21 protein-coding genes are annotated in these 23,661 nt (G+C 74.5%); 3 read left to right on the plus strand and 18 right to left on the minus strand.

From position 1 onward, the window contains the following. Positions 1-70 precede the first annotated feature (70 nt). The 9 genes from M8C11_RS04805 to M8C11_RS04845 form a co-directional block, all read right to left on the minus strand. Complete coding sequence (locus M8C11_RS04805) at positions 71-907, minus strand: shikimate dehydrogenase (RefSeq protein WP_252448519.1); 837 nt, start codon at positions 905-907, stop codon at positions 71-73. Beyond that, complete coding sequence (gene mltG, locus M8C11_RS04810; protein ID WP_252448520.1) at positions 907-2,106, minus strand: endolytic transglycosylase MltG; 1,200 nt, start codon at positions 2,104-2,106, stop codon at positions 907-909. Before mltG ends, M8C11_RS04805 begins: the two co-directional genes overlap by 1 nt. Beyond that, positions 2,103-2,564, minus strand: a complete 462-nt coding sequence (gene ruvX / locus M8C11_RS04815) for a Holliday junction resolvase RuvX (RefSeq protein ID WP_252448521.1) — start codon at positions 2,562-2,564, stop codon at positions 2,103-2,105. Before ruvX ends, mltG begins: the two co-directional genes overlap by 4 nt. A 70-nt stretch (positions 2,565-2,634) precedes the next feature. Next, on the minus strand, positions 2,635-5,316 hold the full coding sequence (gene alaS / locus M8C11_RS04820; RefSeq protein ID WP_252448522.1) for an alanine--tRNA ligase: 2,682 nt from the start codon (positions 5,314-5,316) through the stop codon (positions 2,635-2,637). Continuing rightward, the gene (locus M8C11_RS04825; RefSeq protein ID WP_252448523.1) at positions 5,313-5,618 is read right to left on the minus strand and encodes a hypothetical protein; all 306 of its coding nucleotides are present in this window, start codon (positions 5,616-5,618) and stop codon (positions 5,313-5,315) included. Before M8C11_RS04825 ends, alaS begins: the two co-directional genes overlap by 4 nt. A gap of 32 nt (positions 5,619-5,650) precedes the next feature. Beyond that, positions 5,651-6,112, minus strand: a complete 462-nt coding sequence (locus tag M8C11_RS04830) for a DUF948 domain-containing protein (protein ID WP_013285490.1) — start codon at positions 6,110-6,112, stop codon at positions 5,651-5,653. 146 nt (positions 6,113-6,258) lie between these two features. Next, the gene (locus M8C11_RS30490) at positions 6,259-6,876 is read right to left on the minus strand and encodes a hypothetical protein (RefSeq protein ID WP_308212724.1); all 618 of its coding nucleotides are present in this window, start codon (positions 6,874-6,876) and stop codon (positions 6,259-6,261) included. A 3,062-nt stretch (positions 6,877-9,938) separates the two neighbouring features. Then, positions 9,939-11,429, minus strand: coding sequence for a replication-associated recombination protein A (locus tag M8C11_RS04840; RefSeq protein WP_252448526.1), 1,491 nt, complete (start codon positions 11,427-11,429; stop codon positions 9,939-9,941). 75 nt (positions 11,430-11,504) lie between these two features. Then, complete coding sequence (locus M8C11_RS04845) at positions 11,505-11,717, minus strand: hypothetical protein (protein WP_013285485.1); 213 nt, start codon at positions 11,715-11,717, stop codon at positions 11,505-11,507. 133 nt (positions 11,718-11,850) lie between these two features. Between M8C11_RS04845 and M8C11_RS04850 the strand changes: the two genes are divergently transcribed. Then, positions 11,851-12,591 carry a GNAT family N-acetyltransferase gene (locus tag M8C11_RS04850; RefSeq protein WP_252448528.1) on the plus strand — a complete coding sequence of 247 codons (741 nt, stop codon included), beginning with the start codon at positions 11,851-11,853 and terminating at the stop codon, positions 12,589-12,591. Positions 12,592-12,686: 95 nt separating this feature from the next. Here M8C11_RS04850 and M8C11_RS04855 read toward each other — a convergent pair whose 3' ends face one another. The 4 genes from M8C11_RS04855 to aspS form a co-directional block, all read right to left on the minus strand. Beyond that, positions 12,687-14,039: an MFS transporter gene (locus M8C11_RS04855; RefSeq protein WP_252448530.1), complete on the minus strand. Its 1,353-nt coding sequence runs from the start codon at positions 14,037-14,039 to the stop codon at positions 12,687-12,689. Continuing rightward, positions 14,036-14,650 carry a helix-turn-helix domain-containing protein gene (locus M8C11_RS04860; protein WP_252448532.1) on the minus strand — a complete coding sequence of 205 codons (615 nt, stop codon included), beginning with the start codon at positions 14,648-14,650 and terminating at the stop codon, positions 14,036-14,038. Before M8C11_RS04860 ends, M8C11_RS04855 begins: the two co-directional genes overlap by 4 nt. Before the next feature lie 61 nt (positions 14,651-14,711). Next, positions 14,712-15,521, minus strand: a complete 810-nt coding sequence (locus tag M8C11_RS04865; RefSeq protein WP_252448534.1) for a sugar nucleotide-binding protein — start codon at positions 15,519-15,521, stop codon at positions 14,712-14,714. 65 nt (positions 15,522-15,586) lie between these two features. Then, positions 15,587-17,392 (minus strand): aspartate--tRNA ligase, encoded by a 1,806-nt coding sequence (aspS, locus tag M8C11_RS04870; protein WP_252448700.1) that lies wholly within the window; start codon positions 17,390-17,392, stop codon positions 15,587-15,589. 151 nt (positions 17,393-17,543) lie between these two features. On the opposite strand from aspS, the gene M8C11_RS30495 reads away from it, so the two are divergent. Continuing rightward, positions 17,544-18,002: a DUF998 domain-containing protein gene (locus M8C11_RS30495; protein WP_252448535.1), complete on the plus strand. Its 459-nt coding sequence runs from the start codon at positions 17,544-17,546 to the stop codon at positions 18,000-18,002. 59 nt (positions 18,003-18,061) lie between these two features. Here M8C11_RS30495 and M8C11_RS04880 read toward each other — a convergent pair whose 3' ends face one another. Then, positions 18,062-19,111, minus strand: a complete 1,050-nt coding sequence (locus M8C11_RS04880; protein WP_120570529.1) for a S1 family peptidase — start codon at positions 19,109-19,111, stop codon at positions 18,062-18,064. Between the two features lie 201 nt (positions 19,112-19,312). After that, the gene (locus M8C11_RS04885; RefSeq protein WP_252448536.1) at positions 19,313-19,789 is read right to left on the minus strand and encodes a helix-turn-helix domain-containing protein; all 477 of its coding nucleotides are present in this window, start codon (positions 19,787-19,789) and stop codon (positions 19,313-19,315) included. A 56-nt stretch (positions 19,790-19,845) separates the two neighbouring features. Between M8C11_RS04885 and M8C11_RS04890 the strand changes: the two genes are divergently transcribed. Continuing rightward, the gene (locus M8C11_RS04890; protein WP_252448537.1) at positions 19,846-20,346 is read left to right on the plus strand and encodes a PaaI family thioesterase; all 501 of its coding nucleotides are present in this window, start codon (positions 19,846-19,848) and stop codon (positions 20,344-20,346) included. Between the two features lie 111 nt (positions 20,347-20,457). On the opposite strand, the gene M8C11_RS04895 is transcribed toward M8C11_RS04890, so the two are convergent. From M8C11_RS04895 to M8C11_RS04905, 3 genes are read right to left on the minus strand one after another with little or no spacing between them, the layout of a single operon-like run. Beyond that, complete coding sequence (locus tag M8C11_RS04895; protein ID WP_252448538.1) at positions 20,458-21,396, minus strand: acyl-ACP desaturase; 939 nt, start codon at positions 21,394-21,396, stop codon at positions 20,458-20,460. A 51-nt stretch (positions 21,397-21,447) separates the two neighbouring features. Next, positions 21,448-22,788, minus strand: a complete 1,341-nt coding sequence (gene hisS / locus M8C11_RS04900; RefSeq protein ID WP_252448539.1) for a histidine--tRNA ligase — start codon at positions 22,786-22,788, stop codon at positions 21,448-21,450. A gap of 55 nt (positions 22,789-22,843) precedes the next feature. Continuing rightward, positions 22,844-23,563: an MBL fold metallo-hydrolase gene (locus tag M8C11_RS04905; protein WP_047892832.1), complete on the minus strand. Its 720-nt coding sequence runs from the start codon at positions 23,561-23,563 to the stop codon at positions 22,844-22,846. Positions 23,564-23,661 lie beyond the last annotated feature (98 nt).

Here is a 23,661-nt window from a genome sequence, read left to right on the forward strand (position 1 = left end):
ACGCCCGATGGTCACCGGCGTACGCCGCCCGCCGCGTCCCGCCCTGCGGACGGGCCCGTCCGCGCACCGGTCACGCCGGTCCGGCGCCGACCCGTTCCCGTGCCAGGGCGTCGGCCATCGCGGCGCGTGGCGCGGTGACGCCGGTGAACTGCTCGAACTGGCCGAACGCCTGGGCCAGCAGCAGGTCCAGCCCGGAGACGACCCGGCATCCGGCGGCGAGCGCCGCCGCCGCGAGCGGCGTGGGCCACGGGTCGTAGACCACGTCGAAGAAGACGGACTCGGGCCGCCAGTCGAAGTTGTCCGCGAGGGGGTCGGCGACGCCCTTGGGAACCGTGGAGATCACCAGATCGGCGCGGGCGTGGGCGGGCGCGCCGTCCCACTCGGCGCCCGCGAGCGGCACGCCGGCCGCCGCCGCGACCGGGCGCAGCTCGTCGACCGCCTCCGGGCGGCGGGCCACCACTGTCACCTCGGCCGCCCCGATCCGGGCCGCCGCCGCGATCGCGGCCCGGGCCGTGCCGCCCGCGCCGAGCACGGTGACGACCGCCCCGGCCACGCAACCGGCACCGGTGAGCACCTCGACCATGCCGGCGACGTCGGTGTTGTCGGCGTACCAGGTGCCGTCGGGCCGGCGTACCAACGTGTTGGCGGCGCCGACCGCGGCGGCGACCGGCGAGACCTCGTCGGCCAGCGCGAGCGCCGCCTCCTTGCCGGGCATGGTCACCGACAGCCCGGCCCACTCCGGGCCGAGGCCCGCGACCAGGCCGGGCAGGTCGTCGGCGCCGGCTTCGATCCGGGTGTACGACCAGCCGGTCAGCCCGGCCGCCGCGTACCCGGCGGTGTGGATCACCGGGGAGAGCGAGTGGGCGATCGGCTTGCCGACCACCGCGGCACGGCGGGGATCGGCCATCAGATGATCCCGGCCTCCTTGGCCTTCCGCTCGTTGCGCAGCTGCTCGTCGTAGGTCTCGGCGAACGCGGAGCGGCCGTCCTTGCTGATCGCCACGAAGTAGAGCCACTTGCCCGGCGGCGGGCTCAGCGCGCCCTCCAGCGCCTCCTTGCCCGGGTTGTTGATCGGCGACGGGACCAGCCCGCGCAGCTTGCGGTTGTACGGGTTCTTCGGGTCGTCCAGCTCGGCGGCGGTCATGTCCTTGGACGCCTTGGTCTTCTGCCCGGTCAGCTCCAGGTAGTAGTTGACGGTGACGTCCATCTCCAGGCAGTTGCAGGGGAACTCCCCGAAGACCCGGTTGTACGCGACCCGGGCGACCTTGCCCAGGTCGGCCTTGTTGCCGGCCTCGGCCTGCGCGAGCGACGCGACGATCAGCGCCTCGTACGGGGTGATGCCGCCGCGGTCCTTCTGCACCTTCTCGGCGTACTGCATGCCGGAGGTGACGGTGAGGAAGTTGTCCACCATCAGCTTGAGCACCGTCTCGGCGGTGGCCTTCGGCGGGATCTCGTAGGTGTCCGGGAACAGGAATCCCTCGATCGACGGCTTGACCTTCTTGCCGTCGGAGCGCTTGAACCACCAGTCCGGTACGCCGAGCGCCTCCGGGTCCTTCGCGGCGGCCTCGAAGTCCTTGACCGGGATGTCGGTCTTCTCGGACAGCCGCTTGTAGACCGTCTTCGCGGTGAGCCCCTCGGGGATGGTGATCCCATTGACGATCTTGTTCTTGAGGTCCAGCAGCGCCACGACCGCCGCGTCACCGCTCATCTGCTTGCGCAGCTTGTACGTGCCGGGCTGGATGTTCTTGCTGCGCGAGTTCTCCTCGGCGGCCTCGATGAACGCCTTGGTGCTCTTCACCACGTCGGCCGCGACGAGCGCGTCGGCCATGTCGGCGATCAGCGCGCCCTGCTTGATCTCGACTGTCACCTCGCCGGTGCCGGAGCCGTCGTAGTCGGGGGTGACGAAGTAGTTCTGGACCCGGTCGAAGCCGTAGAACGCGCCGCCGCCGATGCCGCCCAGCAGGACCAGCGCGAGCGCGAGTGCGAGAAGGGTCTTGCCCCGGCCGCCGCCGGACTTGCCCTGGCGCCGGCGCACCGCGCCGCGCCGGTGCCGGCCCTTCTCCCCCCTGTCCGGCTCGTCGAACCCCAGATCAAGATCGTCGATCATTGCGTCCGCCTCCGCTGTGCGTCCAGCCAGCTCTGCAGAATCTCCACCGCGGCAGCCTGGTCGACCACCGCTCGTTGGCGCTTTCCCCGGACGCCCCGTTCGGCCAGCCTACGACTCGCGACGACGGTAGACATCCTCTCGTCCGTCAGCGTCACCGGAATCGGCCTCATTACATCAGCCAAACGGCTGGCATATGCTGATACGTTCACCGCCGCGGGGCCGTGTTTTCCGGCGAGGTTGACCGGCAGCCCGACCACGATCCCCACCGCCTCGTGCTCGGCTGCGAGCCGGACCAGCTCGGCCATGTCGGCGGGCACCGCGTCCGGTTCGGCCGTCAGATCGCGGGCCAGCGTGACCAGCGGCGTGGCGAGGATGCCGTGCGGATCACAGCGGGCCACCCCCACCCGGACCTGACCGACGTCGACACCCAGCCGGACGCCACGGGACAGCTCGGTCACGAGCGGACACCTCCCCGCCGGTACGGGCCAGGGCGGACCGGGTGGCCCGCCCTGGCGTACATCCGTTCGCTCATGCCGCGTCGGCGACCGCCCGCTCGACGGTGACCAGCAGGTTCGGCGCCTCCGTCGCGGGCAGCCCGCCGCCCTGGGCCAGGTCGTCGCTGCCGCCGCCCCGGCCGGAGAACGCGGCCTTGACCAGGTCCTTCGCGCTCAGGTTCCGTCCCCGGGCGGCCTGGTTGACGGCCACCACGAGCGACGCCTTGCCGTTTGCCCGGGCGGCCACCGCGACCACCGCCGGGCGGGCCGCGTCGATCCGGCCCCGGATCTCCTGGGCGAGGGTCCGCACGTCGTTGGCCGCCGCGCCCTCCGGTGCCTCGGTGCCGACGTACGCGACGCCGCGCACGTCCTTCGCCTGCGCCGCCAGGGCACCGGCCCCGCCGAGCACGAGCTGGGCGCGCAGCTTCTCCAGTTCCTTCTCCGCGTCGCGCAGCTGGGTGACGGTCTGCTCCACCCGGTCGGCGACCTGCTCCCCCGGCACCCGGAACAGCTCGGCCAGCCGGGACACCAGCAGGTGCTCGCGGGCCAGGAAGCCGAACGCGTCCATGCCGACGAGCGCCTCGATCCGGCGTACTCCGGAACCCACCGACGCCTCGGAGAGGATCTTCACCAGGCCGAGCTGGGCGGAGCGGGCCACGTGCGTGCCGCCGCACAGCTCACGGGCGTAGTCGCCGACCTCGACGACCCGGACCCGCTCGCCGTACTTCTCGCCGAACAGGGCCATCGCCCCGATCCGGCGGGCCTCCTCCTGGCTGGTGACGAACGCGTGCACCTCCAGGTCGGCCAGCAGCACCTCGTTGACCTGCTGCTCGACGTCGTGCAGCACGCTCGGCGCCACACCCGTCGGGGTGTTGAAGTCGAACCGCAGCCGGCCCGGCGCGTTGAGCGAACCCGCCTGGGTCGCCGACTCGCCGAGGAAGTTGCGCATCGTCTGGTGCACCAGGTGCGTCGCCGTGTGCGAGCGGGAGATCGCCCGGCGGCGGGACACGTCGATCTCGGCGTACCCGGTCTCGCCGGAGCGCACCTCGCCGCGCACCACCTTGGCCCGGTGCACGATCAGGCCGGGCACCGGCTGCTGCACGTCGAAGACCTCGACCTGGCCGCCGCCGACGGTGATGAGCCCCTGGTCGGGCTGCTGGCCGCCGCCCTCGGCGTAGAACGGGGTGGTGTCGAGCACCAGCTCGATCGTGTCCCCCTCGACCGCCGCCGACACGGTGGCGCCGCCGGACAGCAGCGCGCGCACCCGGGACTCCCGGCTCAGCTCGGTGTAGCCGGTGAACTCCACCGGCCCGCCGCCGTCGAGCACCGACCGGTACGCCGACACGTCGGTGTGCCCGGTCTTGCGCGCCTGCGCGTCGGCCTTGGCCCGGCTGCGCTGGTCGGCCATCAGCCGGCGGAAGCCCTCCGCGTCGACCTGCAAGCCCTGCTCGGCCGCGATCTCCAGGGTCAGGTCGATCGGGAAGCCGTACGTGTCGTGCAGCTGGAACGCCTTGTCACCGGAGAGCGCCGCCTTGCCGGCCGACTTGGTCTCGGCGATGGCGGTGTCCAGGATCGTGGTGCCGGCGCGCAGCGTGGCCAGGAACGCGTCCTCCTCGGCGTACGCGTACTGGGAGATCCGGCCGAAGTCCTCGGCCAGCTCCGGGTACGACGGCGCCATGCAGTCGCGGGCCACCGGCAGCAGTTCCGGCAGCGCCCGGTCCTGGTAGCCGAGCAGCCGCACCGCCCGGATCGCCCGGCGCATGATCCGCCGCAGCACGTAACCCCGGCCCTCGTTCGACGGGGTCACGCCGTCGCCGATGAGCATCAGCGAGGTGCGCACGTGGTCGGCGATCACCCGGAGCCGTACGTCGTCCGGGTGCGACTCGTTCGCCGCGTGGCCGGAGTGCACGCCGTAGCGCTTGCCGGTCAGCTCGGCGGCCCGGTCCAGGATCGGCTTGACCTCGTCGATCTCGTAGAGGTTGTCCACGCCCTGCAGCAGCGAGGCCATCCGCTCCAGGCCCATGCCGGTGTCGATGTTCTTCGCCGGCAGGTCGCCGAGGATCGGGAAGTCCTCCTTGCCGACACCCGGACCGCGCTCGAACTGCATGAAGACGAGGTTCCAGAACTCCAGGTAGCGGTCCTCGTCGACCTCCGGGCCACCCTCGCGGCCGTAGGCCGGGCCGCGGTCGTAGTACAGCTCGGAGCACGGGCCGCACGGGCCGGGGATGCCCATCGACCAGAAGTTGTCCGCCTTGCCGCGGCGCACGATCCGCTCGGCCGGCACGCCGGTGGCGCGCCAGATGTCGTACGCCTCGTCGTCGTCCAGGTAGACGGTGGCCCAGATCCGCTCCGGGTCCAGCCCGAAGCCGCCCGCCTCGACCGGCTTGGTGGCCAGGTCCCAGGCGAGCGGGATCGCACCGGACTTGAAGTAGTCACCGAAGGAGAAGTTGCCGTTCATCTGGAAGAACGTGCCGTGCCGGCTGGTCTTGCCGACCTCGTCGATGTCCGGCGTCCGGATGCACTTCTGCACGCTCGTCGCCCGCGCGTACGGCGGGGTCTGCTGGCCCAGGAAGTAGGGCACGAACTGCACCATGCCCGCGTTGATGAACAGCAGGTTCGGGTCGCTGATGGCGGGCAGCGGAGCGGACGGCACCACGGTGTGCCCGTTCGCCTCGAAGTGGGCGAGGAACCGCCGCTTGATCTCCGCCGTCTTCATCGCTGGTGGTCCTCCGGGAAAATCTCTCGGTCACCGATCCGCGGGTCCTCCCGCAGCTCGGCGAACTGGTCGTCGTACACCTCGCCGCGGGCGAAGGCCTCGTGGATCTCCTGCTCACGCTCGGCCATGCCGACCCGGACGTCGTCCACGAACGCCCGCAGCGACTCGACCAGACCGCCGGCGGACTCGGACAGCCCGCTGGCGATGCCGCCCGGGGTGTACGCCTGCGCGGTCCGGGTGGCCTTGCGCACCACCAGGACGCCCACGGCCAGCCCGATGCCCAGCCAGAACAACCGCCTCATGTTCTCATCCTTCCCGCGTACGCCGGTCGGGGTCAGCGGTTGCCGCGCTTGGCGGCGCGACGCTGCTGCTTGATGGTGTCGCGCACCTCGCGCTCGGTCTCGGCGTGCCGGCGGGCGGAGGCGGCCCGGCGCACGCCGTAGCCGAACGCGGCCACCTTGACCAGCGGGTTCGCGGCGGCGGCGGAGACCACGGTGGCCAGGTTCGCCACGTTCGCGGTGACGTTCTGCGCGTGGCTGGTCATGGTGTCCACCTTGGCGAGCTGCAGGTTCACCCCGTCCAGCGAGGTCTGCACCTGCTCCAGCGCCACGTTGACGTTCTTCACCGTGGTGTTCACGTCGCCGAGCAGCGGCGCGGTGCGCTCGTTCACGTCGGTGATCATGCGGGTCGTCGCGTCCACGGTGTGCCGCAGCCGCAGGATCGGCACCGCCAGCACGAGCACCAGCATCAGGAACGCGCCGGCCGCGATCAGCGCAGCGATCTCTCCACCACTCACGCGAAAGTCCTCCTCAAGCAGTGTCCCGGGACCCGACGCCCCGGAACGCGCGACCGTACCTACCCACTTCGCGCCACGCCGACCCGGTCACCGGGCGCGGACGGGCGTGCCAGCCCCAGACCCTACCGTCCGTGATGAAAGTCGGCTCACGACGGTGAGGGGGTCGCCTCGCCCAGCGGGTCGTCGGTCAGGGTCGGGTACGGATCCTCACCGGTGAGTGACGGATCGGTGGTCGGTGTCGGTCCGGTGCGTTCGTCGTCGATCGCGTTGCGCACCTTCACCGACACCAACGAGCCGGTGCACTCCGCCGCTGCGGGCGTGGCCGGTGCGGTCGGCGCGGGCGCCCCGTCCACCGGCGGTGGCGTGCAGGTGCGGTCGCGTACCCACAGGTCGAGCGTCAGTTCGTCCCGGCGCCAGCAGGTGTAGCTACCCGGGACCTTCTCGTCCGGGCAGCGGTCGACCTTCCAGCGCCGCCACCCGTCCCCGGTCAGCGCCTTCTCGTAGACCGCGACGGTCTCCTTCCACCCCTGCTCCGACTCGACGGAACGTTCACGCAGGCGGCACTCCTGGAGGCACCAGCGGCTGCCGCTGACGTTGTCGACGGTGTTGCTCTGCGCCCAGGCGGGCACGGCGAGCGCGTCGAGGGTGTCGAAGACCGGGTCGCGGCTGAGCGTCCGCATCCCGAAGTAGAGCGGCACCGCGCCGAGCAGCACGAGGCTGACCAGGGCGAGGATGCCCAGCCGCAGCCGGGTGCGCTCGCGCATCTGCCGGCGCAGCTCGGACCGGGCGCCGCGCAGGCCCCCGGCCTCCGCGCCGCTGTCGTCCGGTCCGGGACCGCCGGGCCGTGGCGCGCCGCCCGCTGCGGGCCGTGGCCCCGCGGGCTCCCCCGGGGGTACGACCACAGCCGCCCGGGCCGTCGCCGGTGTCGCCGCGTTGCCCGGTCCGGGCCGGTCCGGCTCCGGTCCGGGTGGCGTCGCACGTCCGGCGCTCCGCTCGTCCGGCGCGACCGGGCGGGCCACACCGGCTGCCGCGCGGGCGGTCACCGGCGCGCCGGGCGGCACCGGGCCGTCGCCTGCCGGCCCTCGGGTGCCGGGTGCCACCGGCGGACGGGGCCCGGCACCGGGCCGGGTGTCGTCGGGGCGTGCCACCCCGCGCCCGTCGCCACCGGGTCCGGCCGGACCGCCACCGGGGCGGCCCGCACCGACCGGCATCCCACCGGTGCGCTCGACGTCGCCACGCGGACCGGGACCGGCCGGACCCGCCGGGCCGCCACCGGGGCGGCCACCGTCGGCGGGAATCCCGCCCGTGCGATCGAGATCGCCACGCGGACCCGGGCGGGCAGGGCCGGCCGGACCCGCCGGAGCACCACCGGGACGGCCACCACCCGCGGGAATCCCGCCCGTGCGATCGAGATCGCCGCGCGGACCGGGACCGGCCGGGCCGGGAGCGGGCGCGACACCGGGGCGCGCCGCGCCGCGGGCCGGACCGGGCCCGCCGCGCGACGGGTCGGACGGCTGGGACCGGGCCGGGGGCACGGCCGGACCGGGCTGGCCGGGGCGGCCCGCCGGTTCGGCGCGCGCCGGCACGTCGGGGCCGGGCTGTCCGGGGCGCGGGGACGGCGTACCCGGCTCGGGACGCACCGGCGGAACCGCGACGCCGGCCCGGCCGGCGGGCCCACCGGGACGACCGGACGGCTCCTCGGCCGGAGGTCCGGCCGGGCGGCGGGTGACCGGCATGGCCGGGTCGGTGTGCGGCGTGCGACCGGCCTGCCGCAGCCAGTCCGCGGGCCGGTCGGGCCGTTGCGGCCGCGGCTCACCGGCATCGTCACGCGCGGCCCGGCGACCGGGCGTCTCGACGCCGGCGCCGGGACCGACCGGCTCGTCGGGAGCGGCCCGGCGGCCACCGGCGGCATCGGGCGCGGCCCGGCGGCTGCCGGGTACGTCGGGTGCGGCACCGCGGCCGGCGGGCGTGCCGCGGCGGCCGGCGGGCGGGGTCGGGCCGGTCGCCGGACTGCCGGACACGGGCGCGCCCGGCAGGTCCGGCGCGTTTCCGCTGCGCGGGACGACCGGGGGGCGTTCCGGGGCGGCCCGGCGGCCGGTGCCCGGCGTGGGCACGGCTGCGGATTCGCCGCCGGGCGCGGACACGTGGTGCCCGCCGGTGGGCTCGTCGTGCCGGGCGCGTCGCCCGCCGCCGGAGACCGGGGCGGCGTCCGGTACGGCCCGTCCGGCCGGCCCGCCGGGTCCGGCACCTTCCGGCGCGGCGCGACGGCCCGCGCCGGAGACGGGGCGGGTGCCGGGCGGTACGTCGTCGGCACGGGCCCGCCGGCCCGCACTGGAGACCGGCCGGGTACCGGGTGCCACGTCGTCGGGCCGTGCCCGGCGTGCTCCACCCGGGAGCGGCTGGCCGGCGTCGGTGTCCTCGGCGCGGGCCCGGCGGGCACCACCGGAAACCGGCTGGATGCCGGCGGTGTCGTCCGCCCGGGCGCGTCGGCCGACGGGCGGCGGCGGGATCGTCGGATCGGCCTGGTGCGGGACCTCGGGTCCGGATCCGTGCCGGCCGCGCGGCGTCGGCGGTACCCGGGTGTCACCGTCGACAGGCGGCCGGCCCGGGTCGGCGGGTGCCCGGCCGGAGGTCGGTGGAGCGGGCGGGACGCGGGTGCCGGCGACGGGTGGCTGCTGGCCGGTGGGTCCGTCCACGCGGCGGCGGTACGGCGCGTCCGCGGGACGGGGTGCCTCGGGCACGCCGGGCCACGGACCGTCGACGGGGCGGTGCGGGGCGCCGGCTTCGGGGCCGCCGGGCCACGGGCCGTCACCGGCCCGGCGCGGGGCACCGGTATCGGGACCGCCGGGGCGCATCGGCGGCGCGGCCGGACCGGGCGTGTCGGGGCGGCGCATGACCGGCGGACGCGGACCGGGCCGGCCACCACCGGGCGGCGTCTCCGGGCCGGGACGGCCACCACCGGAGGGCGCGTCCACGACCGGCGGGCGGACCCCCGGCGGCGTGTCCGCGGGCGGGCGCCCGGGAGCCGGAGGCATGTCCACGCCGGGCCGGCCGGACGGCGGGGCGGTGTCCACCCGGGACCGTCCGGCAGGCGGAGGCGTGTCGACGCCCGGTCGGCCGGGAGCCGGGGGCAGGTCGGTACCGGGTCGTCCGGTGACCGGCCCGCCGGGACGCCCGGCGGCCGGGGGCGCGGTCGGGCCGGGACGGCCGGTCACGGGCGGCATCGTCGGGTCGGTGCGGCCGGCCGGAGCGGGCCCGCCCGGATGGGGCCGGCCGGGAGCCTGCGGCCCGGCGGCCGACGGCGGAACCGGTCGGCCGGGAGCCTGCGGCGCGGCGGCCGGCGGCGGAACGGACCGGCCGGGAGCCTGGGGCGTGGCAGCCGAGGGCGGAACCGGCCGGCCGGGAGCCGGGGGTGCACCTGCCGACGGAGTGCCGGGCCGGCCGGCGGGCGACGGCGGCGGAACCGGCTGGCCGGTCGAGGGCGGCTGGGCGCCCGATGCCGGGGGCCGCGGAGCCTGCCGGCCGGCGGGCGGCACACCGGGGCCCGGACCCGGCGCGGCGGCCGGGCGGGGTGGCCGGGCCGGCTCGCCGTCCGGCCAGGACGGGTCGGTGCCGGGGCGCGGCGCGGGGGCGCCCCCGTCCGGTCCGAGTTCACCGCCCTGCTGCTTGGCGGTACGCAGGTCGTCGATCCAGCCGAGTTCCTCGCCGACGACGGTCGGGTCCAGCTCGGGCTCGGCCCGGCCCCGTCCCCACCGGCGGCCCTTGCCCCGCGGGTCGCGCCGCTCGTCGGGGCCGTCCGCCGGCCGCTCCGGACCACGCGCCATCACTACTGACCCCCCTCGGCGGCGTCGCTGCCGCCCTCACTCGCCCCGCTGGCCTGCTCGCCGCCCCCCACCCGGGCCCCGTTCGCGGCGGCCGGGGCGCCGGCCTCCGCCCGGGTCGCCGGAGCCGGCAGCCCGCGCACGATCCGGCGCAGCAGCGGCAGCCGGGTGGCCACCGCCCGCTCCGCGCCGTGCCCGCTGGGCTGGTAGTAGTCGGTTCCGACGAGGTCGTCCGGAGCGTACTGCTGGGTGACCACCCCCCGGTGGTCGTCGTGCGGGTAGCGGTAGCCGGCGCCGTGGCCGAGGCCCCGCGCGCCGGAGTAGTGGGCGTCGCGCAGACCGCGCGGCACCGCGCCGCCCCGACCCGCGCGTACGTCGGCGACGGCAGCGCCGATCGCTGTGGTGGCCGAGTTCGACTTCGGCGCGGTGGCCAGGTGGATGACCGCCTGGGCCAGGTTGAGCTGTGCCTCCGGCAGGCCCACGTACTCGACCGCGTGGGCGGCCGCGGTGGCCACTGTCAGCGCGGTGGGATCGGCCATGCCGACGTCCTCACTGGCGAAGATCACCAGCCGGCGGGCGATGAACCGGGCGTCCTCGCCGGCCACCAGCATCCGGGCCAGCCAGTGCAGTGCCGCGTCCACGTCCGAGCCGCGCATGCTCTTGATGAACGCGCTCGTCACGTCGTAGTGGGCGTCGCCGTCCCGGTCGTAGCGCACCGCCGCCACGTCGACCGCCTGCTCGGCCACGGCCAGGTCGATCCGGCCGGTGCCCAGCGCGGTCGCGGTGGCCGCCGCGGCCTCCAGCGCGGTGAGCGCCTTGCGCACGTCGCCCCCGGCGAGCCGGACCAGGTGGTCCTCCGCCTCCCGCGCCAGGACCAGCGCGCCGCCGAGCCCGCGCTCGTCGGCGACCGCGCGGCGCAGCAGCCCGCGTACGTCGTCGTCGTCCAGGGCCTGGAGGGTGAGCAGCACGCAGCGCGACAGCAGGGGCGAGATGACCGAGAAGTACGGGTTCTCCGTGGTCGCCGCCAGCAGCGTGACCGTCCGGTCCTCGACGGCGGCGAGGAGCGAGTCCTGCTGGGTCTTGCTGAACCGGTGCACCTCGTCGATGAACAGCACTGTGGGCGGGCCGCCGGACCGGCGTTGCCGCCGGGCGGTGTCGATCACGGCGCGCACGTCCTTCACGCCCGCGGTCAGTGCGGACATCGCCACGAACCGCCGGTCGGTGGCCCGGGCCACGAGGTGGGCGATGGTGGTCTTGCCGCTGCCCGGCGGACCCCAGAGGATCACCGACATCGGCGCCGCGCCCTCGACCAGCTGACGCAGCGGCGCTCCCGGCGCGAGCAGGTGCTCCTGCCCGACCAGCTCGTCGATGCCCGCCGGGCGCATCCGCACCGGCAGGGGCGAGTCCGCCCGGGTGTCGGTGAAGCCGTCGGCGCCGCCCGCGCCCGCGGGTGCGCCGGCCGGCTCGCCGAGGGTGAAGAGGGCGTCCGATTCCATCACGAGAACAGTACCGGGCCGGGCCGACGACGCCGGAATCGCGCCGCCGTCCCGGCCCGGGGTGGTCTTTTCCGGTCAGCCGCGACCCGGCCGCCGGCCCCGGTACCACCGGCCGCCACCGCCGCCGCGCGGGCCGGAGCCGACGCCGGCCAGGTAGAGCGAGAGCAGCAGGAAGCCGATGAGCATGAGCGTCGTGGTGCTGAACAGATCGGGGGCGCCGAGGTCGGTGTTCATGAAGTCGAGCAGCAGCGCGAAACCGAACACGATGGCCGCGAGAATGGCGAGCATGTCGTTCCTCCGGTGGGGGTTCCCAGCAGGTCGGCGACGGATGTACCCAATCGGTCTGTTCGTCAATCTCCACCGTGGAACAGGAGATGGCCCGGCCTCCGGTACGGACCGCGGATGCTCGTAGGCTGGCGGAATGATCACGGTCGACGAGGCGCTGACCGGGCCGGAGGCACTGCTCGCCGCGGCCCGCCGTCACCCGTTCGCCCGGCACGCGCTGCGGCGCGACGAGGCCGTACGCGGATGGCGGCACGGCGGCGCGGTCGGGTGGCTGCTCCCGCCGGGCGAGTGGTCGGCCGGCGGCGCGGTCGGCGCTCCCGGCCCGGCGCTCGACGTCTTCGCCGCCCAGCGGGCGGACGGTGCGCTGTCGGCCGGCCAGTCGATCAACCTGCCCCGGGCGGATCCGGCCGAGGTGTCCGCGCGGCTGCCGGTGGCCCGGCTCACCGAGTGGGACTTCCTCTGGACCACCGCGCCGCCACCGCACCAGCCGGAGCAGGAGCGGGTGGTACGCCTGACCGGGGCCGACCGTCCCGCGCTGGCCGCGCTGATCGAGGAGGCGTTCCCGAGCACCACCTCCCGACCGGGCGATCCGGGCATCGTCGGCTGGTACGGCATCCGCGACGGTGACCGCCTGCTCGCCTGCGGTGCCGATCGCAGCCGGGGCGACATCGGCTTCCTGGCCGGGCTGACGGTCGCGCCCGGGCATCGCGGCCGGGGGCTGGGCGCGGCGCTGACCGCCGGGATGACGTGTGCCCTGTTCGACCGGTACGACGCCGTGGCGCTGGGCGTGTACCCGGACAATGTGGGCGCGATCCGGCTCTACCGCCGGCTCGGCTTCACCGCCGCCGAACGTCGCACGTCGATCCGGCTCGCCTGACGCAGCCTCCCACGACGAGATCTTGGTACGGAACGGCCGTCACAGGGGCGCTCGCGTACCAAGATCTCGTCCGGTCCCGGCGGATCGCGCCGGGGTCAGTCGCGGCCGGCGGGGGCTGCCGCGGCGTCGAGGGACGGGCCGGCCGGCTCGGGCGCCAGGCCGGAGTGGCCGGGGCCGGCCGTCGCCTCCGGCTCCACTGTGACGTCCTGCGGGGTACGGCGGGCGGCGCGCCAGGCCGGCAGGTAGAGCGGCGCGGCCACGGCGAGCATCACCGCACCGACGATCATGGCGACGCTGACGCTCGTGGCGTCGGCCAGCGCGGTCAGCGTGACCGCGCCGAGCGCGCCGGCCGGCTGGGCGGCCATCGAGTTCAGCGAGAGCACGCTCGTCCGGTACGGGCCGTCGACCTGCCGGTGCAGCAGGCCCATGTGCAGCGGGTTCGACGCGCCGTGCACGGCGTAGCAGGCCAGGTACGCGATGAGCACGCCGACCGGACCGGCCAGCAGGCCCATGCCGACCACCGTCACGCCCTGGAGGATCCGCATCAGCGCGGCGGCCGGGGCGGCGCCGAGGCGGCGCAGCAGGAACGGGGTGAGCGCGGCGCCGGCGGCGTTCGCCAGCCAGGCCGCCGTGCCGGCGGGACCGAGCAGCGCCGCCGCCCGGTCGGCGCCACCGACCACGTCGGCGAGGCGTACCGGGAGCAGCGACTCGAAGGTGACCATGCCGAAGCCCCAGAACAGCTCGACGGCGACCAGGGCCAGCAGCACCCGGTTGCGGCGCAGCAGCCCGACGGCCTGCCCGACCATGCGGGGCGCGTCGACCACCGAGGCGCGCAGCGCGGCCGGGCCGGTCGCGGGCCGCCGCTCGGCCATCAGCGCCAGCAGTGCCACGATGGACACGGCCTGAAGCACGGCGGCGACGATCACCGGCAGCGCCAGCGCGCTGACCGGGCCGATCGGGCCGAGCGCGACCAGGCCGCCGCTGAGCAGCGCGCCCGCGCCGATGGCGACGCCGACCACGGTGCCGGCCCAGCCGAGGCCGCGCTCGTACTCGGCCTTCGGGTCGGCGGCGAGCGTGGCGTCGACGTACCAGGATTCCATCGGGCCGCTGTCGAGCGCCCGGTAGACGCCCTGCAACGCCCAGACCAGGAAGAACATCCAGAACGAGTCGGCCACCGCCATGAGCGCCAGCGAGCCGAGGCCGATGGCCCAGGCGGCGACCAGCACCGGTTTGCGGCCGAGCGCGTCGGCGAAGCCGCCGGTGGGCAGTTCCAGCGCCAGCACCACGAGGCCCTGCGCGGTGGCGACCAGGCCGATCTGGGACAGCGTGAGCCCGCGCTCCTGCATCAGCAGGATCATCACCGGCATGAGCAGGCCGGTCGGTAACCAGCGCAGGCCGTACAGCGTGAGGTAGCGGAACCGGATCTGGCGTACGGACAGCGCGGTCACGGCTTCTCCTCGGTGGGCGGCGGGGCGGACCGCGGGTAGGCCGCGTCCATCGGGAGGGCGGCGAGGTAGAGCTGCACCGTCTCGGCGTCGGGGTCGTCCGGATCGGTCTCGTCGCGGTGCCGCTCGAAGACCGCGAAGACCTCCTCCTGGATCGCCTTGAGGCGCTCGACCGGGATCCGCATGAAGAAGTCGCCCATGCCGAACCCGTCGCGCCACTCCGCCGACCACCGGTGCCGCTGGGCGAACCACCGTTCGGCGTGCTGGCCGAAGAACCGGAAGTAGTCCGCCTCCAGCCACTCGATGGCGGCCCGCGAGTCCGGGTCGTCGTCGAAGTCGCTGGACTCCCAGTTGGTGACGTCGTGCGCGGCCCGCCAGTAGCGCTGGCGGCCGGTGCCGAGGCTCGGGTCCTCCACCACGAGACCCACCTCGGCGAGCTGACGCAGGTGATAGCTGGTCGCACCACTGTTGGTGCCGAGCATCTCCGCGAGGGCGGTGGCGGTGGCCGGGCCGCCCACGCGCAGCGCCCCGACCAGCCGCATGCGCAGCGGTTGGGCCAGGGCACGAACCTGGCGGTGGTCGATGCGTACGGTGCGCTCCTTCTTCTCCTCCATGAGATGCACAATATCTGTGCACACTTTCCATGCACAAGAGGCTTGCAAAGAATCTGTGCAACTAGCCGTACAGCTCGGTGATCCCCCGCAGGCGGGTCCGCAGCAGCCCCGCGGCGCGGGTGGAGTCCAGCACCACCTCACCCGGGCGGTGCTGCCCGGCGGCGGCGATCGTGGTGGTGGGCAGCCCGCGCGCGTCCACCCCGTCGTGCCGGGCCACCAGCACGCCCAGCTCGGCGCGGCTCACCGCGTCCGGCCCGGCCACGTTGAGCAGCCCGGCGTAGTCGCCCGGCACCAGCTCCAGCACCGCGGCGGCGAGGTCGGTGACGTGCACCGGGCAGCGCAGCTCGTCGGTGAACAAGGTGGCCCGCCCGGCCAGCGCGTCCCGGCAGAGCTGGATCTGCTTGCTGCCCTCCCCCACGATCAGCGAGGTCCGCACCACCGCCGCGGCCGGATCCACCGCCCGTACGGCCGTCTCCGCCGCCGCCTTCGCCGCCCCGTACGGGTGCAGCGGCGTGGGCACGTCCTCGTCCGCGTACGGCGTGGGCCGCCCGGCGTGCAGCGCGTCGCTGGACAGGTGCACCAGCCGGGCGCCCACCTCGGCGGCGGCTACCGCGATGTGGGCCGCCCCGTCCGCCGTGACCGCCCAGTCGTCGTACCGGTAGGGGGTGGCGACGACCGCGTCGGGGCGTACCCGAATCAGCAGCTCGCGCACGGCGGCGCGGTCGGTCACGTCGAGCCGGCGCGGCGCGACGCCCGGCACCGCGACGGCGGCGCGGTGGTACGTGCCGGTGACCCGGTGCCCGGCGGCGACCGCCTGCCGGCACACCTCGGCGCCGAGGAAGCCGCCGGCTCCCACCACGAGCAGATGCATCAGTCCCCCTCAAGATCGGAACGGCCCGCGTCATCATGACGCGGGCCGTTCCGGCGGGCGAACGATCAGGTGGGGTCGGCCACCGGTGCGGCCGGGCCGGCCGTGCCGGCGTGCGCGCCGGCCGGCGCCTTCGGCTTGGCGTCGATGCCGGCCTCGGCGCGCTGCTGCCCGGTGATCGGGGTGGGCGCGCCGGTCAGCGGGTCGAAGCCGCCCCGGGTCTTCGGGAACGCGATCACCTCGCGGATCGAGTCCGCGCCGGCGAGCAGCATGCAGACCCGGTCCCAGCCGAACGCGATGCCGCCGTGCGGCGGAGCGCCGTACTTGAACGCCTCCAGCAGGAAGCCGAACTTGTCCTGCGCCTCGTCGGCGGTGATGCCGAGCAGGTCGAACACCCGCTGCTGCACGTCGCCCCGGTGGATACGGATCGAGCCGCCGCCGATCTCGTTGCCGTTGCAGACGATGTCGTACGCGTAGGCCAGCGCCCGGTCCGGTGCCTCCTCGAACCGGTCCACCCACTCGGCGTTCGGCGAGGTGAAGGGGTGGTGCACGGCGGTCCAGCCGCCCTCGTCCGTGCGTTCGAACATCGGCGCGTCCACCACCCAGCAGAACGCCCAGGCGCTCTCGTCGACCAGGTTCGACCGCTTGGCGATCTCGATCCGGGCGGCGCCGAGCAGCTCCTGCGCCTCGCGGGTGTTCGTGCTCGCGGCGAAGAAGATCGCGTCGCCGGGCTTCGCGCCGACCGCGTCGGCCAGGCCGGACAGGTGCGCCTCGGACAGGTTCTTCGCCACCGGGCCGCGCGGCTCGCCGGTCTCGGCGTCCAGCACCACGTACGCCAGGCCGCGCGCGCCGCGCGCCTTGGCCCAGTCCTGCCAGCCGTCAAGCTCCTTGCGGGTCTGCGAGGCGCCGCCGGGCATGACCACCGCGCCGACGTAGCCGCCCGCGTCGATCGCGCCGGCGAACACCCGGAACTCGGTGCCGCGCAGGTAGTCGGTCAGCTCGGTCAGCTCCACGCCGTAGCGCAGGTCCGGCTTGTCCGAGCCGTACCGGGACATGGCGTCGTGCCAGGTGATGCGCGGGATCGGCCGGGAGATCTCGTAGCCGGCGAGGTCCTTCCACAACGCCGAGACGATCGCCTCGCCCAGGTCGATCACGTCGTCCTCGGTGACGAACGACATCTCGATGTCGAGCTGGGTGAACTCCGGCTGGCGGTCGGCGCGGAAGTCCTCGTCGCGGTAGCAGCGGGCGATCTGGTAGTACCGCTCCATGCCGCCGACCATGAGCAGCTGCTTGAACAGCTGCGGCGACTGCGGCAACGCGTACCAGCTACCGGGCTGCAGGCGCACCGGCACCAGGAAGTCGCGCGCACCCTCCGGGGTGGAGCGGGTCAGCGTCGGCGTCTCGATCTCCAGGAAGTCCCGCTCGTGCAGCACGCCGCGGGCGATCTGGTTGGCCCGCGAGCGCAGCCGCATGGCCTTGGCCGGGCCGCCCCGGCGCAGGTCCAGGTAGCGGTACTTGAGCCGGATGTCGTCGCCGGCCTCGATCTGGTCGTCCACCGGCAGCGGCAGCGGCGCGGCCTCGGAGAGCACCTCCAGCGCGGTCGCTGTCACCTCGACCTCGCCGGTCGGCAGGTCCGGGTTCTCGTTGCCCTCCGGGCGGCGGGTCACCTCGCCGGTGACCTTGACGCAGAACTCGTTGCGCAGCGCGTGCGCGTCCTCCTCGCGGAAGACCACCTGCACGACGCCGGAGGCGTCACGCAGGTCGACGAAGATGACACCGCCGTGGTCGCGCCGGCGGGCCACCCACCCGGCGAGCGTCACCGTCGAGCCGGCGTCCGCGGCGCGCAGGCTTCCGGCATTGTGGGTACGGATCACGGCTGGCGTCTCCTCAATCTGGTCCACTCACTGCTCCCCCGCATTCTGTCAGGACGGGCGGGCCCGCTCCCCGGCACCCGTCGAGCCGGGCCGCTCAGGGTGCGTGGCCAAAGCGCCATGCGGGCCGGGTCCGGCGGTCTACCGTGGCCGGGTGGGTGCCGTACCGAGCTGGGCCGTGGCCACCGTCGCGCTCATCGCGTTCCCCCGGCCGCAGGTGGGCGGCTCCCCGGCGCACGGAGTGGTGGCCACCGTGGCGGTGCTCGCGCTGGCGCTGTGGCCGGCCGGCACGGCGCTGCGCCTGCCCCGCAGGGTGCCGCGTACGGTGGCCGCCTCCCCGGCGGGCCGGCCGCCGCGGGCGTTCCGCCGGCCGGTGGCGCTGGCCGTCACGGCGGTGCTGCTGGCGTTGTTCGGCTGGTCGGTGGCCGAGGTGACGGGCGGCTCCCGGACCGGGCTGGCCGAGCGGGTGGCCGCGCTCGCGGTGACGCTCTGGCAGCTGGCGGCGGTGCTGTCCGCGCGGCGGGCCCACCGGCACTGGACGGCCCGGCCGTCGGAGCCGCCCCGGCCGGACGGCCCGCCGGTCGGTCCGGGCCGCCTCGGCGCGGGCGCCTGAGACGGGTACGCGGAACGGGCCGCCGGTCACCCGGCGGCCCGTTCGTGGGAGTGCGTGGATCAGAAGACGCTCACGCCGTAGCGGCTGAGGGCCTCGGTGACCGGCTGGAAGTAGGTCGTGCCACCGGTGCGGCAGTTGCCGCTACCACCGGAGGTGAGGCCGAGCGCGACGGTGCCGGCGAACAGCGAGCCGCCGCTGTCGCCCGGCTCGGCGCAGACGTTGGTGCGGATGAGGCCGGAGACGCTGCCCTCGGCGTAGTTCACGGTTGCGTTGAGCGCGCTGACGCTGCCGCTGCGCAGGCCGGTGGTGCTGCCGGAACGGCGGACGGACTGGCCGACGTACGCGTTGCCGGCCGAGGTGATGTCCTGGAAGCTGCCGTTGTAGAGCGAGACGTTGCCGGCCGCGTTGGCCGAGTTGTTGTGCCGGACGATGCCGTAGTCGTTACCCGGGAAGCTGGTGCCGGTCCGGGTGCCGAGCAGGCTGGTCTGCGCGGAGTTGCTGTACCAGCTCGACGAGATGTTGGTGCAGTGGCCCGCGGTGAGGAAGTAGTAGGTCGAGCCGCTGCGGACGTTGAACCCGAGCGAGCAGCGACCCCCGCCGCCGGCGTAGATCGCCTGGCCGCCGGAGATCCGGGTGCTCAGCACGCCGGCCTCGGCCTCGATGCGGATCGCGCCGTTGTGACGGGCGGCGGCGGCCTTGACCCGCTCCAGCTTGGCGCCGGTGACGGTGCTGTCGACGGAGACGACGACCTGGTTCGTGGCCGGGTCGGTCCACCAGGCGGTGCCGGGGATCTTGGCGGAGCGCTCCAGCTCGCTGGTGGCGGCGTTGAGCTTGTCCGCGCCGCGCGCCACGATCTTCGGGATGGCGCCGGCGTCGCGCACCTGGCGGGCGGTGGCGGTGTCGGTCACCGTGACGACCATCTTGCCGCTGGCGTCGGCGTACGTGCCGGCCGCGCGGGCGCCGAGCTTCTCGACGAGGGTGGCGGCGGCGTCCGGCGAGAGGGCCGTGGGGGCGGCCTGCGCGGGGGCGCCGAGCAGCGAGCCGGTGACCAGGGTGCCGGCGACGGCGACTGCGGCGGCGCGGCGGAGCGTGGACCTCGTGGGTCGCATGTAACAACCTCCGAATGGGGGTGAACGGGCGCTGTCATGGGGGCGCGCCCGAGGACAACCCGGGCGACCTGGGGAAACCGCCCGGGTGCCCAAAGTATTCACACATTTAAGATCGTAAGCAAGACATGGCTTTGCCCGGATTCGCACCAGCGCCCGGTGTAACGCCGAAGCAACAACATCGACATCATCTGTCAGAGCGGCTCAGGGTGCGCGGCGGCGGGCGCCCGGGCCCGGGCGGGGCAGCACGTCGCGCGCCTCGGTGATCTCGTGCCCCTCGGCGCACCGCAACGCGACCCGGACCTCGGCGCCGCAGTCGCGGTGCGCGACGCTCAGCGGCGAGCCCTCCGGGTCGGCCAGGTAGCGGTCGCCCCATCCGAGCACCGCGACGAGCACCGGCCACAGGTCCAGGCCCATCTCGGTGAGCCGGTACTCGTGGCGCGGCCGGCTGCCCGGCTCGCGGTACGGCTCCCGGCGCAGCACGCCGCGCTCGACGAGCATGGCGAGCCGGTTGGTCAGCACCTGGCGCGGGATGCCGGTACGCACCCGCATGTCGTCGAACCGGCGTACGCCGTTGAAGACCTCGCGCAGCACGACGAGGGTCCACCGCTCACCGAGGACCTCCATGGCGCGCGCGATGGTGCAGTTCTCCACCGACCAGTCCAGTGCCGCGGGTCTCATGTCGACCAGGCTAGGTCTGATTGACAGACTCAGCAACGCGCTGCGAGGCTGAGTCCATGACGCAGACGCAGGAGCGCACCCGTACGTTCACCTGGTCCGACCCGGCGGGCGGCGCCGCACACCTGGGCCGGCGCAGCGGCCTGGAACTGATGCGGGCGATGATCGCCGGGGAGCTGGCCGCGCCGCCGATCATGCACCTCGTCGACATGTCCCGGATGGAGGCCGAGGAGGGGCGCGTGGCGGTCGAGCTGCTGCCGCAGGAGTTCCACTACAACCCGCTCGGCACCGTGCACGGCGGCGTCCTCTCCACGCTGCTGGACACCGCCGCGGCGTGCGCCGTGCACACCACGCTGCCGGCCGGCGTCGGCTACACGTCGCTGGACCTCAACGTGAAGTTCCTGCGCCCGGTCACCGTCGACACCGGCCTGCTGCGCTGCGAGGGCACCGTGCTCCAGCGGGGCCGCCGTACCGCCCTGGCCGAGGCCCGCCTCACGGACCCCGCCAACCGCCTGGCAGCCCACGCCACCTCGACCTGCCTCATCTTCCCCCTCCCCTGACCCCCTCCCCTGACCCCGGCGATCTTGCAGTTGCGGCCCCCGCAGCGCCGGTTTCGCGGCATTCGCGGGGGCCGCAAGTGCAAGATCGCGCGAGCGGACGGGGGGCGGGGGTCAGGCGGTGCGGGCGGAGACGCGGGCGGCTCGGGCTGCGCGGCGCTCCTCGAAGCGGGACGCCTGGGTCTCCAGGGTGTCCAGGTGGGCGGCGATCTGGTCGCGGGCGGCCTCGCCGTCGGCGTTCAGGCCGGTCACGTCGAACAGGTTCCACTGGCGCAGCACCGGCATCACCACCTCGTCACGGTGCTGGCGCAGGTCGTAGATCCCGGCCAGCGCGATCGCCACCGACTTGCGGGCGAAGCCGTCGATGCCGACACCCGGCATCTGGAAGTTGGCGAGCACGTCGGCGACGGCACGCATCGCCTGCGACGGGGCCAGCTCGAACGCCGCGCCGAGCAGGTTGCGGTAGAAGACCATGTGCAGGTTCTCGTCCGCGGCGACCCGGGCCAGCAGCGCCTCGCACATCGGGTCGCCGGTGGCCCGGCCCGTGTTGCGGTGCGAGATGCGCGTCGCCAGCTCCTGGAACGACACGTACGCCAGCGAGTGCAGCATCTCCTGGTCGTGCACGTTCTGGTAACCGGCCGACATGTGCACCATGCGGGCCCGCTCCAGCGCCACCGGGTCCACCGCCCGCGTCACGGTGAGGTAGTCGCGGATCGCCGTGCCGTGCCGCCCCTCCTCCGCCGTCCACCGGTGCACCCAGGTGCCCCACGCGCCGTCGCGCCCGAACAGGGTGGCGATCTCGTGGTGGTACGACGGCAGGTTGTCCTCGGTGAGCAGGTTGACGATCAGCGCGGTCCGGGCCACCTCGGGCAGCGTCGAGTCCTCCGGCGACCACGCCTCGCCGCCCAGCGGGCCGTCGAAGGTGCGGCCCTCGCTCCACGGCACGTACTCGTGCGGGAACCATTCCTTGGCCAGCGACAGGTGGCGGTCGAGGTTCTTCTCGACCACCGGCTCGAGTTCGGTGAGCAGAGCGGTCTGGCTGAGCACGTTCACGACGTTCTCCCTACGGTGGCGTAACTTACGCCACCGTAGGTCGAAACGTCTTCAGACGCCAGTGCCCGCCGGGCCGACCAGCGGCTTCAGGTCCGCCCGGGGCGGCGTCCACTCGCCCGCCGCGGCCGGCACCTGCTCGCCGGAACGGATGTCCTTGACCTCGTCGCCGTCCGCGCCGGGGAACCAGACGTACGGGATGCCGCGCCGCTCGGCGTACCGGATCTGCTTGCCGAACTTGGCCGCCGACGGGGACACCTCGGTGGGCACACCCCGCGACCGCAGCGCCGCCGCGACCGCGTCGCTGGCCGCCCGGTCCTCCTCGGCGGTCACGGCCACCAGCACGCAGGTCGGCACCGAACGGGACACCGACAGCGCCTCCGCGCCGAACAACAGGCCGAGCAGCCGGGTCACGCCGATCGAGATGCCCACGCCGGGGAACCGGACGTTGCCGGAGCTGGCCAGGTTGTCGTACCGGCCGCCGGAGCAGATCGAGCCGAACCGCTCGTAGCCGATCATCTGCGTCTCGTAGACCGTACCCGTGTAGTAGTCCAGGCCCCGCGCGATGCGCAGGTCGGCCACGCAGAGGCCGGGCGCGTGCGCGCCGGCGGTCTCCACCACGGCGGTCAGCTCCGCGACGCCCTCGTCCAGCAGCGGGTCGCTCACCCCGAGGCCGCGCACCGCGTCGGCGAAGGAGGCGTCCGGCGCGGAGATCTCGGCCAGCGCCAGCACGGCCTTGGCCTGCGCCTCGCTCGCCCCGGCGGTGCTCGCCAGCAGTTCCGTCACCCCGGCCGGGCCGATCTTGTCGAGCTTGTCGACGGCGCGCAGCGCCGCCTCCGTGTCGGTCAGCCCGATGCCCCGGTAGAACCCCTCGCAGATCTTGCGGTTGTTGACCTGGATACGCACCGGCGGGATCGGCAGCGACCGCAGCGCGTCACCGATGACCAGCGGCATCTCGGCCTCGTAGTGGGCCGGCAGGGTGTCCCGGTCGACGATGTCGATGTCGGCCTGGAGGAACTCCCGGTAGCGGCCCTCCTGCGGGCGCTCACCCCGCCACACCTTCTGAATCTGGTAGCGGCGGAACGGGAACTGGAGCTTGCCGGCGTTCTCCAGCACGTAGCGGGCGAACGGCACGGTCAGGTCGAAGTGCAGGCCGAGCGCGTCGTCACCGGCCGGACCGTCGGTGTCGGCCTGCAACCGGCGCAGCAGGTAGACCTCCTTGGAGGTTTCCCCCTTGCGCAGGAGCTGGTCCAGCGGCTCGACCGAACGGGTCTCCAGCGGGGCGAAGCCGTACAGCTCGAACGTAGCGCGGATCCGGTCGAGCACGAACTGCTCGATCATCCGCTGCGCCGGCGTCCACTCGGGGAAGCCGGAGATGGGCGTGGGCTTGCTCATGGCGTACTCCTCGATCCCGCGCGGGGCGCGGGCGAAACGTCGTGGGCCGCGGCGGTCAGAGGCCGCGGGTGGGCGCAGCCGGGCGCGCGCCGCCGGTGCCCGCCACCTCGACGAGGTACGGGTTGGTCGCGCGCTCGCGGCCGATCGTGGTCGCGGGGCCGTGGCCGGGCAGGACGACCGTGTCGTCGGCCAGCGGGAGCACCTTCTCCCGCAGGCTGGACAGCATCCGGGGCATGCTGCCGCCCGGCAGGTCGGTGCGGCCGATCGAGCCGGCGAACAGCACGTCACCGGAGAGGCAGATCTGCTCCGCCTCCCAGGGCGAGCCGGCGCCAGGCAACCGGAACAGCACCGACCCGCCGGTATGGCCGGGGGCGTGGTCGACGGTGATCTCCAACCCGGCCAGCGACAGCGTCGCGCCGTCGGTCAGCTCGGCCACGTCGTCCGGCTCGGCGTACGGCAGCCGGCCGCCGAACAGCTGGGTCAGGTCCATCGACAACGCCTTGCTCGGGTCGGCCAGCAGTTCCCGGTCGTCCGGGTGGACGTAGGCCGGGATGCCCCGCGCGCCGCAGACCGGGGCGACGGAGAAGGTGTGGTCCAGGTGGCCGTGGGTGAGCAGCACGGCGGCCGGGTGCAGGCGGTGCTCGGCGAGCACGGCGTCGAGCCGGTCGAGCACCCCGATGCCGGGGTCGACCACCACGCACTGCTCCCCCGGCCCGGTCGCCACCACATAGCAGTTGGTGCCGAAGGCGTCCGCGGGAAAGCCGGCCACGAGCACGTCGCTCCCCTTTCCGTCCGGTCGTCGTCTGCCTGCAGCCTAGTCGTAGCGGCGAGCGAGTTCCGTCCGCCACCGGCCCCGTCCGCCCCGGCCGGGCT

This window comes from Micromonospora sp. CPM1 (assembly GCF_023896895.1).
GTDB classification, from domain to species: domain Bacteria; phylum Actinomycetota; class Actinomycetes; order Mycobacteriales; family Micromonosporaceae; genus Micromonospora; species Micromonospora tulbaghiae.

Excerpts from the sequence above, each read along its gene's own strand:
- M8C11_RS04825 (WP_252448523.1), bottom strand. The coding sequence starts at position 5,618 with ATGAGGCGGTTGTTCTGGCTGGGCATCGGGCTGGCCGTGGGCGTCCTG.
- M8C11_RS04850 (WP_252448528.1), top strand. The coding sequence starts at position 11,851 with ATGATCACGGTCGACGAGGCGCTGACCGGGCCGGAGGCACTGCTCGCC.
- M8C11_RS04880 (WP_120570529.1), bottom strand. The coding sequence starts at position 19,111 with ATGCGACCCACGAGGTCCACGCTCCGCCGCGCCGCCGCAGTCGCCGTC.
- M8C11_RS04890 (WP_252448537.1), top strand. The coding sequence starts at position 19,846 with ATGACGCAGACGCAGGAGCGCACCCGTACGTTCACCTGGTCCGACCCG.
- alaS (WP_252448522.1), bottom strand. The coding sequence starts at position 5,316 with ATGAAGACGGCGGAGATCAAGCGGCGGTTCCTCGCCCACTTCGAGGCG.
- M8C11_RS04805 (WP_252448519.1), bottom strand. The coding sequence starts at position 907 with ATGGCCGATCCCCGCCGTGCCGCGGTGGTCGGCAAGCCGATCGCCCAC.
- M8C11_RS04865 (WP_252448534.1), bottom strand. The coding sequence starts at position 15,521 with ATGCATCTGCTCGTGGTGGGAGCCGGCGGCTTCCTCGGCGCCGAGGTG.
- hisS (WP_252448539.1), bottom strand. The coding sequence starts at position 22,788 with ATGAGCAAGCCCACGCCCATCTCCGGCTTCCCCGAGTGGACGCCGGCG.
- M8C11_RS04860 (WP_252448532.1), bottom strand. The coding sequence starts at position 14,650 with ATGGAGGAGAAGAAGGAGCGCACCGTACGCATCGACCACCGCCAGGTT.
- M8C11_RS04885 (WP_252448536.1), bottom strand. The coding sequence starts at position 19,789 with ATGAGACCCGCGGCACTGGACTGGTCGGTGGAGAACTGCACCATCGCG.
- M8C11_RS30490 (WP_308212724.1), bottom strand. The coding sequence starts at position 6,876 with ATGCGCGAGCGCACCCGGCTGCGGCTGGGCATCCTCGCCCTGGTCAGC.
- M8C11_RS04845 (WP_013285485.1), bottom strand. The coding sequence starts at position 11,717 with ATGCTCGCCATTCTCGCGGCCATCGTGTTCGGTTTCGCGCTGCTGCTC.
- M8C11_RS04840 (WP_252448526.1), bottom strand. The coding sequence starts at position 11,429 with ATGGAATCGGACGCCCTCTTCACCCTCGGCGAGCCGGCCGGCGCACCC.
- mltG (WP_252448520.1), bottom strand. The coding sequence starts at position 2,106 with ATGATCGACGATCTTGATCTGGGGTTCGACGAGCCGGACAGGGGGGAG.